Below are 10378 nucleotides of genomic sequence, written 5' to 3'. Positions count from 1 at the left end.
TCATAGCTATGATGTGCTAGATGTTAGTGAGTTTACGCACTATAGAATTAACCACAGTACTCATTTTGCTGAGCGGCGAAATCACATTAATGGGATAGAGAATTTTTGGAATCAAGCAAAGCGTGTGCTAAGAAAGTATAATGGAATTGATCGAAAATCTTTCCCTCTTTTTTTGAAAGAATGTGAGTTTCGTTTCAACTATGGGACACCATCTCAACAGCTCAAAATCCTGCGGAAATGGTGTCAGATTTAACGCTAATCTACTTCAGCCCCAAATTATTTAATAAAATCAGGTTGTTGATTTGGTTGTGCTTGGGTAAATGCGGGGTGCTTAATACATAGATGATAGATTTCCATAAGTCTTGGATATGGGGAAAGATCACAACCAAAACGTTCCGCATTTGCGATTTGTGGAATAAGGCAAATATCAGCTAAGCTGGGAGTATCTCCAAAGCAATAAGGTGTTTTATTTCTTGTATTTAGGGTACTTTCTGCAGCAGTCAATCCTTCAGCTACCCAATGTTTATACCAAGCAGTCTTTTGTTCGTCGGAAATATGAAGTTGATTGGTTAGATACTTTAATATTCTTAAGTTGTTAATAGGATGAATGTCACAACTTATTCCATAGGAAAATGCACGAATTTGAGCTTTTAACTTCTCATCATTAGGTAATAAAGCTGGATTAGGGTATTTTGTATCTAAATATTCAATAATTGCTAACGACTGATTTAGGTGGAATCCGTCATCATCGACAAATAGAGGAACCCCCTTTGACGGATTTAATTTTTTGTACTCAGTTGTACTTTGTTCACCAATACGAATGTTAACACCCTGATATTCATATTGTAGTCCTTTAAGTGCAAGTGCAATACGAACCCTGTATGACGTAGAACTATTGAAAAAACTATAAAGTTTCATTTTATTTCCTCTCTTGTTTTGAATGAATCCATTATTTACTAAAAAAGTTATATTTGTATAATGATTAAAAATGATATTTCCATATCAAAAATGGTATGGATAATGGTGATTTATAATGAAATGGATAAAACGATTAAAGTTAAAGCAGTTAAATTTGTTGATTTTGTTAGCTGAAACTGAGAATTTGAGTGAGACTGCTCGGAAAGCTAATATGACTCAACCAGCGTTATCTAGATGGTTAAAAGAATTGGAAGATGATACTGGAATAGAACTCTTTATTCGCCATGCAAAGGGCCTTACTCCAACACCGGCGGGAAAAGTTTTGATTGCACATGCTAAACGTATTCTAATTGAAGCTGCTAGAACTCAACAGGATTTAGATGATGTTTCTAAGGGGCAACAAAGGACATTGATTATAGGAATGTCTCCGGCAGCAGCTCCTCACTTTGTTCCGAATGCAATCTTAAATTTTTTATCAGTACATAAGAATGTATTTATTGAGATAAAAGAAGATACGATGGATAGTTTGATTAAACTTTTAAAGGAGGGAGAGTTGGATCTGGTGATCGGTCGTTTAGATAATTATACTCCTCAAGAACGGATGCAAAGTGAATTACTATATCGAGATCCGATTTGTATTGTTGCCAGACGTTACCATCCATTAACTCAAAAAGAGGAAGTTAGCTGGAATGATTTAGATAAATATGAATGGATTGTTTGGCCTAAGGGAGTTCCTATTCGAAGTAGGTTGGATAATGCGGTTACGTCTATCGGGAAGCCGCCGCCTATTTATCGTATTAAATCAACTTCACAAATGGCAAATTTATGGATATTAGAACATAGTGATATGTTATCAGTTGCATCTAAGAGTGTTGTTGAACATTTTCAAAGAATGGGAATTTTGACTAAATTAAATATTGATGTTGGAGTGGTGGATGGTGCTGTGGGGATGATCTGGAACGAGCAAGTCCAACCGGATTTGTTATTGGACTCGCTCATTCAGTGCTGTAGACGGTCTGCAGATTTATTTATAGAAAATGAATCATAATTTAGCCATTAACAACTTAACAATTCCCGCACAACTTGTACCACACCTTCAGTGGCTTTTTTGGCGATGACGTTGACTTGTCGTTGGATGAAGCCGGTGTTTGGATTTGGGTCGATAAGATAGATCTTTGCACTTCGTTTCGCTTCGTGCACTAAGCCATTGGCAGGGTAAACTTGCAATGAAGTGCCGATCACCAACAGAATATCTGCATTGGCGACGATATCTATTGCCGGTTCCAACATTGGGACACTTTCGCCAAAAAAGACGATGAATGGGCGCATTAAGTGACCGTTAGGATCTTTGTCGGTAATCAATTGATCCTTATGGCACGGAACAATGTAGTCCGGATCAAAACTACTTTGTGCTTTATTTAATTCACCGTGTAAATGAAGCACATTTTTGCTGCCGGCGCGTTCGTGCAGATCGTCAACGTTTTGCGTAATAATTCTGACATCATATTTCTGTTCTAATTCCACCAAGGCGAGATGTGCAGCATTGGGTTGTGCTGCCGCTGCATTGCGGCGGCGTTCGTTGTAAAAGTCGAGTACTTTTTGCGGGTTTCGTTCCAGCGCTTCGGGAGTACAAACCTCTTCCACGCGGTGACCAGCCCATAAACCGTCTTCAGCTCGGAAAGTGGGTAACCCACTTTCCGCACTGATTCCGGCACCGCTTAATACGGCACAAATTGGTTTCATTTTATTTACCTTCTTGATTTAAAATAAATTTTTCAATAACTTCAGCAACGCCGGAATGGAGGTTATCGGCAGTAACATAATCGGCAATCGCTTTTATTTCATCGGTTGCGTTGCCCATTGCTACGCCTAAACCTGCATATTCGAGCATATGAAGATCGTTGCCGGCATCACCGATACAAATAATTTCATCGGCAGTAAATCCAAGATGTTGCGCTAATTTTTCAACGCCACTTCCTTTATTGGCGGCTAAAGGTAGAAACTCCAAGAAAAATGGTGTACTGCGAACAATGGTATATTGTTTGGCAATATTTTCAGGCAGTTTGGCTAATGCGGCGTCTAATTTTTCCGGTGTATCTACCCACATTGTTTTAATGACCGGTTCTTCATCAGGAATTTGTGAAAAATCAATAATATGTAAAGGAATATGATTAATTTCCGCATCGTGTCGGCTGTATTGATTTTCTTGAGGTGCGATAAGACCGCGTGATTCAGAAAAGGTGTGACAGAAAACACCGAATTTTTGTGCGTAATCGGTGAGCATTTTACAATCTTTTCCGCTCATTTCCTGACGGGTAATAATTTTGCCATCGCTGCGTTGCACTAAAGCACCATTGAAACAGAGCACATAATCTTCTTCATCTAATAAGCCAAGTTGTTGCAGATAAGGTTGTAAGCCTTCTAAAGGACGACCGGAAGCCAACACAATTTTTACACCTGCTTGTTTTGCAGCGTGAATAGCCTGTTGGTTGCGTTCACTGATTTTCTTTTGCTTATCAAGCAGTGTGCCATCCATATCCGTTGCCAGTAATTTATATTTTGTCATAGGGTTTCCTTGTGCTAAGTCATTTTAATTATTGAAATTTGTTTATTCTGCGTTGCCTTTGGCATAAAATCAACACGCTTTTTAATTTGTTTTTTAGAGAGGAAAAGGATGCGATTTTCATTAAAACCCGTTTTTTGGGCAATGTTTGGCGGCGCATTGATGAGTGCTTATGCAACAGCTGCGGAAGTAAATTTACGTGTGATTGAAACTACAGATTTGCACGCCAATATGATGGACTATGATTATTATAAAGATGCGCCTTCCAGTGCATTGGGATTGGTGAGAGCTGCCGATTTAGTGATGAAAGCTCGCCAACAGGTCAAGAACAGTGTGTTGGTGGATAATGGTGATTTGATTCAAGGCAGCCCGATGGGCGATTATGCTGCGGCAAAAGGGTTAAAAAAAGGTGATATTCATCCGGCTTTTAAAGCAATGAATTTATTGAAATATGATGTCGGCAATATTGGGAATCACGAATTTAATTATGGATTGGATTTTTTGAAAAAAGCGTTGGCAGGTGCTAAATATCCTTATGTTAATGCTAATGTTTTTGATGCAAAAACCGGTAAACCTTATTTTAAACAGTATGTGATTAAGGATTACCAATTCACCGATTCAGACGGTAAGCAACACAAAATTAAAATCGGTTATATTGGCTTTGTACCGCCGCAAATTATGACGTGGGATAAAAAGAATCTTGATGGCAAAGTGATCACCAAAGATATTACCGAAACAGCAAAAGTACTTGTGCCGGAAATGAAAGCGAAAGGTGCGGATGTGATTGTCGCAGTGGCGCATTCCGGTGTTTCCAGTGAGCCTTATCAAGCATTGGCGGAAAACTCTGTTTATTATTTATCACAAGTGAAAGGTATTGATGCGATTGCTTTCGGGCATTCTCACGCCGTTTTCCCAAGTAAAGAGTTTGCCGGCATTCCGGGGGCGGATATTGTTACCGGAACTATTAACGGTATTCCGGCAGTAATGCCGGGACGTTGGGGCAGCCACGTCGGTGTGATTGATTTAACGTTAAGTAACAATAGTGGTAAATGGGTCGTGCAACAAGCAAAAGCGGAAGCAAGACCGATTTATGATGGAAAAAATAAGAAAGCGTTGGCGGAAGAGTATCAACCGATTGTCAAAGCGTTGGCAAAAGATCATAAAAATACGCGTGATTATGTGAACCAACCGATTGGTAAGGCGGATGGTAAAATGTACAGTTATCTCGCGTTGGTACAGGATGATCCGACAATTCAAATTGTTAATCAGGCGCAACAGGATTATGTCAAACGTTTCGTGCAAGGTGATCCTGATTTAGCGAAATTACCGGTTTTATCTGCGGCAGCACCGTTTAAAGTGGGTGGGCGTAAAAACGATCCGACAAACTTTACTGAAGTGGAAGCCGGACAATTAAGTTTCCGTAATGCGGCAGATCTTTATTTGTATCCGAATACTTTGGTTGCGGTAAAAGTGAATGGTGAACAGGTACGCGAATGGTTGGAATGTTCTGCCGGTCAGTTTAATCAAATTGATCCGAATAAAGCGGAAAAACAGCCACTATTAAATTGGGATGGTTTCCGCACCTATAATTTTGATGTGATTGACGGCGTTAATTATCAGATTGATGTAACCCAACCGGCGCGTTATGACGGTGATTGTAAATTGATTAATCCACAAGCACACCGTATTACCGATTTGACTTTTAACGGCAAATCGATTGATCCGCAACAGCAATTCTTGTTAGCAACCAATAATTATCGTGCATTTGGTAATAAATTCCCGGGTACTGACGGCAGCCAAACAGCATTTGCTTCGCCGGATGAAAACCGTTCAATTTTGGCGGATTATATTCGTCGTGTCAGCAAGGAACAGGGAGAAGTTAAATCAACTGCGGACAATAATTGGCGCTTAAAAGCTATTCCGAATAATAAAGCGGAAATTGTATTTGAAACCTCTCCGTCAGAAAAAGCAGCAGAGTTTATTCAAAAACAAGCGCAGTATCCGATGAAAAATGTTGGTCAGGATGAAAATGGTTTTGCACTCTATCAGATTGATTTAAAACCATAAATTGACATTTCTTAATAAAAAAGCTCACCGTAATGGTGAGCTTGGATTAAGGAGAATTTAGCGAATAAAGAGGTAGAAATTATTGTTGCCACGAATAATATTGAGCGCAATAGCAGCCGGTTTGCCGTCTAAAATTTTGCGTAATTCTCCAATATTATTAATCTGATGACGGTTGATGCCGATAATAATATCCCCTTTCTTCAATCCTAATTGATCTGCTTTTGAGTTAGGTTTTACTTCAGCAATCACCACCCCTTTTTGATCTTTCTCGTGGTAGTTCTTTAAGTCAGCACCATCTAAATTAGAAATGACACTGTTGCCACTGGCTAAAGATTCACTATCTGCTTGCAATTTCACTTTGACAGTATTGGATTTACCATCACGTAGATAGGTGATTTCCATCTCTTTGCCGGCGCCGGTCGTTGCAATTTTAGCGCGTAACTCAGAGAAGCTATTGATATTTTGACCATTTAATCCGGTGATAATATCGCCGGCTTTTAATCCTGCTTTGGCAGCGGCGGAATCTGGAAGCACCTCACTGACAAAAGCCCCTTTTTGTGCTTTAACATCGAATGCTTTGGCAAGATCGGCATTTAATTCACCGCCTTTAATGCCTAAAACGCCACGTTTAACTTGACCAAATTCAATGATTTGTTGTGCCAGGCTGTTTGCCATATTGCTTGGGATCGCAAATGCAATACCAACATTACCGCCGCTTGGTGCGATAATGGCGGTGTTAATCCCGACCAGTTCACCTTTTAAGTTAAGCAACGGACCGCCTGAATTACCACGATTGACGGCAGCATCGGTTTGAATGTAATTCTGATAACTGTTGGTATCATCATCGGCTGCACGCCCTAAAGCAGAAATAATCCCTGAAGTGACGGTTTGTCCTAAGCCAAAAGGATTTCCGACAGCAATCACAAAGTCACCGACTTTTGCTTTATCTGAATCAGCCATTTTTATTTGGGTGAGATCTTTGGCATTTTCTAATTGAATTAACGCGACATCCGACATAGCGTCATTGCCGAGTAATTTTGCTTTATATTCTCTGCCGTCACTGAGTGTAACGGTAATTTTATCGGCACCGTCAACCACGTGATTGTTGGTTAAAACATAACCTTTATCGGCATTAATAATCACACCTGATCCTAACCCTTTAAATTGGCGAGGGGAGCGATTATTGAATTGATCGCCAAAGAAAAATTGGAATTCCGGCGGTAGTTCGGGTAAGAAATTATTACTTGGACCGTTTTCAGCGGTTCCTTCTACCGAAATGGTGACCACTGCCGGAAGAACCTGCTCCAACACCGGTGCTAAACTTGGTGTTGAGCTATTTTCCAACACAGAAGTTGGAATGTTGGCTTGCGTAGGCAGTGAAGCGCAGAAGATGCTTAATCCGAGTGCAATACTGGTTAAAACAAATTTTTTCTTATTAATTTTCATTTAAAAATATCTCCTTAAAAAAATAGCTTTATACGAATTGTTATTCGCGCCATTAAGACAAGCATTAAAAGGAAATGTTCCCGAAAAGCCGGAAATTTAAGCAAAAATAGATAAAATAACTGTTTAGAGGTAAAGAAACGGCATAATAGTTGACTATTATGCCGTGAAGAAAAGTGCATTAAGCTTTTAATGCAGCGAATGCTTTATCTGCAGCAGCTAGCGTTGCTTGAATATCTTGTGAGCTGTGTGCAAGTGACATAAATCCGGCTTCAAAAGCAGATGGTGCCAAATAAACACCTTGATCCAACATTGAATGGAAGAACTTTTTGAAGCGTTCCACATCACATTTCATTACATCTTGATAACATTCCACTTTGCCTTGATCAGTGAAAAATAGTCCAAACATTCCACCGACATAATTGACCACGAAAGGAATTTGATGTTTTTGAGCAAGGGATTTTAACCCCTCCGCTAATGTTTTTGTTTTCTCAGCAAGTAATGCCTCATTGCCTGCTTTTGCTAATTCAGTTAAACAGGCAATACCGGCTGCCATCGCGATTGGATTTCCAGACAATGTGCCGGCTTGATAAACAGGACCGGTTGGAGCGATATATTGCATAATTTCTTTTTTACCGCCGAAAGCACCGACCGGCATTCCGCCGCCGATAATCTTACCGAGCGTGGTTAAATCCGGTTTTACATCGTAGTAAGATTGTGCACCGGCAAGTGCAACACGAAAGCCTGTCATTACTTCATCAATGATTAATAATGCACCATATTGATCACAAAGTTGGCGTAATCCTTGTAAAAAACCTGGTTTCGGCGGAACACAATTCATATTTCCCGCCACCGGTTCAACAATAATGCAGGCAATTTCAGTCGGATATTGCTTAAAAGTTTCTTCGACGGAATCGAGATCATTATAAGTACAAGTCAAAGTATGTTTTGCAAAATCAGCCGGCACGCCCGGTGAGCTTGGTTGACCTAAAGTTAATGCACCGGAACCGGCCTTAACCAATAAAGAGTCAGCGTGTCCGTGGTAGCATCCTTCAAATTTTATGATTTTATCCCGTTTCGTGTAACCTCTGGCTAAACGAATGGCTGACATTGTTGCCTCAGTACCGGAATTCACCATACGAACCATTTCGATTGAGGGGACTAAGCGGCACACTAACTCAGCCAATTCAATTTCTAATTCGGTTGGCGCACCGAAACTTAAACCATTTTTAGCTGTTTCAATGACTGCATTAAGAATTGAGGGATGATTATGTCCCAAGACCATTGGTCCCCAAGAACCAACATAATCGATATACTGCTTGCCTTCACTATCATAAAGATAAGCGCCTTGAGCTCGTTGGATAAAGACAGGTGTACCGGATACACCGTTAAATGCACGAACAGGTGAATTGACTCCACCGGGAATAAATTTTTGTGCTTTTTCGAATAAAGTTACTGAAGATGTCATCATTTTTTCTCATTGTAGTTAAATGTGGACAATATTGTACTTGAAATCAAAAGATAATGAAAAAAACAAATGTATTAAAAAGTGACTTTATGCTATTCTCATCAACCATTTTCAACCATCATTCAGCATTACAACTCGTGTGTTAAGGGGTCTTTAAAATATGTGGCTGAGTTTTGTGTTAACGTTCTTAAGTTCATTTCTAGCATTAATTATTATGCGTCCATTGGCGGTAAAAATCGGGCTGGTGGATAAACCGAATTATCGTAAACGCCACCAAGGATTAATTCCTCTCATTGGTGGGATTGCCTTGTTTATTAGTAACGCTTGTTATTATTTCCTTGAATGGAATGAAATGCGTTTGCCTTATCTCTATTTGAGTTGTGTCACTGTGTTGTTAATTGTTGGTGTGCTTGATGATCGTTTTGATTTAAGTCCTTTTTTGCGCGCCATTGTGCAGGCAATCTTGGCGTTGTCGATGATCTATATTGGAGATTTGTCGCTAAATAACCTTGGAGAAATTATCGGTCCGTTCCAGATTACGCTAGGAACAGCAGGTATTGTCATTACCGTGTTTGCGACTATTGCTATAGTGAATGCCTTCAATATGATTGATGGTATTGACGGGTTGCTTGGTGGTTTGTCCAGTGTTTCATTTGCTGCAATCGGTATCTTATTAGTATTGGATGGACAGATCGATTTGGCTGCGTGGTGCTTTGCACTTATTTTATGCTTGATTCCTTATATCTTATTTAATATGTCAGTGTTTGGCGTTAAGAATAAGGTGTTTATGGGGGATTCGGGAAGTACGCTAATCGGTTTCACTATGATTTGGATTTTATTATTAAGTACACAAGGACACGGTCATCCAATTAAACCGATTACTGCACTTTGGCTGATTGCTATTCCTTTAATTGATATGATCTGTGTGGTCATCAGAAGATTAAAGAAAAAGAAAAGTCCTTTCCGTCCCGATCGTTTGCACGTACACCATTTGATGGTGAGAGCTGGTTTAACTTCTCGACAAGCGTTTGCTGTTATTACATTGATGGCGGCGGTATGTGCAGGATTTGGCATTTTAGGAGAAATTTACTATATCAATGAATGGCTAATGTTTTTCGGCTTTATCGTGTTAATCTTTTTATATGGTTATTCAATTACACGGGCTTGGCGGGTTACGCGTTTTATCAGAAGAATACAGCGTAGATGGCGAAAAGCAAAAGGCTTGGTAAGTAAAAAATAGAAGAGCTAAGGTGATGTGAGTATGAAAACCAGAAAACATCACCTTTTTCTTATCTAATATTTCCTTTATTCATCCAGAAAAATAGAAAACTCTCTTTTCTGCTTGTGTCGTTATGTTCGATTTAATTCATCAAAATGGTAAAAATAAGTGTGTTCTGAGCATTTATTATTAAGAAAATGACTAAAAAATATCAATAAAGAGTAAAATATCATCAAACGAAAAAAAATTAAAAAAAAAGCTAGACAGTCCATCTGAAAGTCATTAATATACGCCCCGCAACGACGCGATGAGCGCTCGTAGCTCAGTTGGATAGAGCGTTGGCCTCCGGAGCCAAAGGTCTCAGGTTCGAATCCTGTCGAGCGCGCCAGCTCGGTTGGGTTAGGTAAACGCAATATCTAAAAATCTATGGTGGCTATAGCTCAGTTGGTAGAGCCCCGGATTGTGATTCCGGTTGTCGTGAGTTCGAGTCTCATTAGCCACCCCATTATAAATCGGCGAGTAGCGCAGTTTGGTAGCGCAACTGGTTTGGGACCAGTGGGTCGTAGGTTCAAATCCTATCTCGCCGACCATTTTTTTGTTCTTTAAAAAACTATCAGACAATCTGTGTGGGCATTCGTAGATAACAAATTGAGTGACTCAATAGAATTCAGGGCTTGGTTAAGCAATAAAACGTAAAGTT

Annotated in this window: 9 protein-coding genes and 3 tRNA genes; 7 read left to right on the top strand and 5 right to left on the bottom strand. The window is 39.7% G+C overall.

All coding sequences use genetic code 11. The features are described 5' to 3' along the window. Nucleotides 1-253, top strand: a 253-nt coding sequence (locus tag A3EO_RS13230; protein ID WP_018345855.1) for an IS1595 family transposase, incomplete at its 5' end; no start/stop codon positions are given. A gap of 23 nt (nucleotides 254-276) precedes the next feature. Here the strand turns inward: A3EO_RS13230 and maiA are convergent. Beyond that, nucleotides 277-918: a maleylacetoacetate isomerase gene (gene maiA, locus A3EO_RS0111045; protein ID WP_018347191.1), complete on the bottom strand. Its 642-nt coding sequence runs from the start codon at nucleotides 916-918 to the stop codon at nucleotides 277-279. 115 nt (nucleotides 919-1033) lie between these two features. Between maiA and A3EO_RS0111040 the strand changes: the two genes are divergently transcribed. Then, the gene (locus A3EO_RS0111040) at nucleotides 1034-1966 is read left to right on the top strand and encodes a LysR family transcriptional regulator (protein WP_018347190.1); all 933 of its coding nucleotides are present in this window, start codon (nucleotides 1034-1036) and stop codon (nucleotides 1964-1966) included. A gap of 8 nt (nucleotides 1967-1974) precedes the next feature. Here A3EO_RS0111040 and A3EO_RS0111035 read toward each other — a convergent pair whose 3' ends face one another. Beyond that, nucleotides 1975-2661 carry a Sir2 family NAD-dependent protein deacetylase gene (locus A3EO_RS0111035; RefSeq protein WP_018347189.1) on the bottom strand — a complete coding sequence of 229 codons (687 nt, stop codon included), beginning with the start codon at nucleotides 2659-2661 and terminating at the stop codon, nucleotides 1975-1977. 1 nt (nucleotide 2662) lies between these two features. After that, on the bottom strand, nucleotides 2663-3484 hold the full coding sequence (locus tag A3EO_RS0111030) for a Cof-type HAD-IIB family hydrolase (protein ID WP_018347188.1): 822 nt from the start codon (nucleotides 3482-3484) through the stop codon (nucleotides 2663-2665). 141 nt (nucleotides 3485-3625) lie between these two features. Here A3EO_RS0111030 and A3EO_RS0111025 point away from each other — a divergent pair, with 141 nt between their 5' ends. Continuing rightward, nucleotides 3626-5548, top strand: a complete 1923-nt coding sequence (locus A3EO_RS0111025; RefSeq protein WP_233432294.1) for a bifunctional 2',3'-cyclic-nucleotide 2'-phosphodiesterase/3'-nucleotidase — start codon at nucleotides 3626-3628, stop codon at nucleotides 5546-5548. Nucleotides 5549-5605: 57 nt separating this feature from the next. Here the strand turns inward: A3EO_RS0111025 and A3EO_RS0111020 are convergent, their stop codons facing one another. Continuing rightward, nucleotides 5606-6988, bottom strand: coding sequence for a Do family serine endopeptidase (locus tag A3EO_RS0111020; RefSeq protein ID WP_026211127.1), 1383 nt, complete (start codon nucleotides 6986-6988; stop codon nucleotides 5606-5608). Nucleotides 6989-7172: 184 nt separating this feature from the next. Then, complete coding sequence (gene hemL / locus A3EO_RS0111015; protein WP_026211126.1) at nucleotides 7173-8459, bottom strand: glutamate-1-semialdehyde 2,1-aminomutase; 1287 nt, start codon at nucleotides 8457-8459, stop codon at nucleotides 7173-7175. A 160-nt stretch (nucleotides 8460-8619) separates the two neighbouring features. Here hemL and wecA point away from each other — a divergent pair, with 160 nt between their 5' ends. From wecA to A3EO_RS0110995, 4 genes are all read left to right on the top strand, one after another. Further along, the gene (gene wecA / locus A3EO_RS0111010) at nucleotides 8620-9699 is read left to right on the top strand and encodes a UDP-N-acetylglucosamine--undecaprenyl-phosphate N-acetylglucosaminephosphotransferase (RefSeq protein WP_013745404.1); all 1080 of its coding nucleotides are present in this window, start codon (nucleotides 8620-8622) and stop codon (nucleotides 9697-9699) included. Between the two features lie 290 nt (nucleotides 9700-9989). Continuing rightward, a tRNA-Arg gene (locus A3EO_RS0111005) sits at nucleotides 9990-10066 on the top strand. A gap of 41 nt (nucleotides 10067-10107) precedes the next feature. After that, nucleotides 10108-10183, top strand: a tRNA-His gene (locus A3EO_RS0111000). An 8-nt stretch (nucleotides 10184-10191) separates the two neighbouring features. Continuing rightward, nucleotides 10192-10268: transfer RNA gene (locus A3EO_RS0110995), tRNA-Pro, on the top strand. Nucleotides 10269-10378 lie beyond the last annotated feature (110 nt).

Origin of the sequence: Gallibacterium anatis DSM 16844 = F 149, assembly GCF_000379785.1 — a bacterium.
Classification (GTDB): Bacteria; Pseudomonadota; Gammaproteobacteria; order Enterobacterales; family Pasteurellaceae; genus Gallibacterium; species Gallibacterium anatis.
Note: the sequence above shows the minus strand (reverse complement) of the source record. Positions and strands in the feature narration are given on the sequence as shown.

What these genes read in the sequence shown, in the direction of transcription:
- maiA (WP_018347191.1), bottom strand. Translation starts at nt 918, where the DNA reads ATGAAACTTTATAGTTTTTTCAATAGTTCTACGTCATACAGGGTTCGT.
- A3EO_RS0111040 (WP_018347190.1), top strand. Translation starts at nt 1,034, where the DNA reads ATGAAATGGATAAAACGATTAAAGTTAAAGCAGTTAAATTTGTTGATT.
- A3EO_RS0111035 (WP_018347189.1), bottom strand. Translation starts at nt 2,661, where the DNA reads ATGAAACCAATTTGTGCCGTATTAAGCGGTGCCGGAATCAGTGCGGAA.
- A3EO_RS0111030 (WP_018347188.1), bottom strand. Translation starts at nt 3,484, where the DNA reads ATGACAAAATATAAATTACTGGCAACGGATATGGATGGCACACTGCTT.
- A3EO_RS0111025 (WP_233432294.1), top strand. Translation starts at nt 3,626, where the DNA reads ATGTTTGGCGGCGCATTGATGAGTGCTTATGCAACAGCTGCGGAAGTA.
- hemL (WP_026211126.1), bottom strand. Translation starts at nt 8,459, where the DNA reads ATGACATCTTCAGTAACTTTATTCGAAAAAGCACAAAAATTTATTCCC.
- wecA (WP_013745404.1), top strand. Translation starts at nt 8,620, where the DNA reads ATGTGGCTGAGTTTTGTGTTAACGTTCTTAAGTTCATTTCTAGCATTA.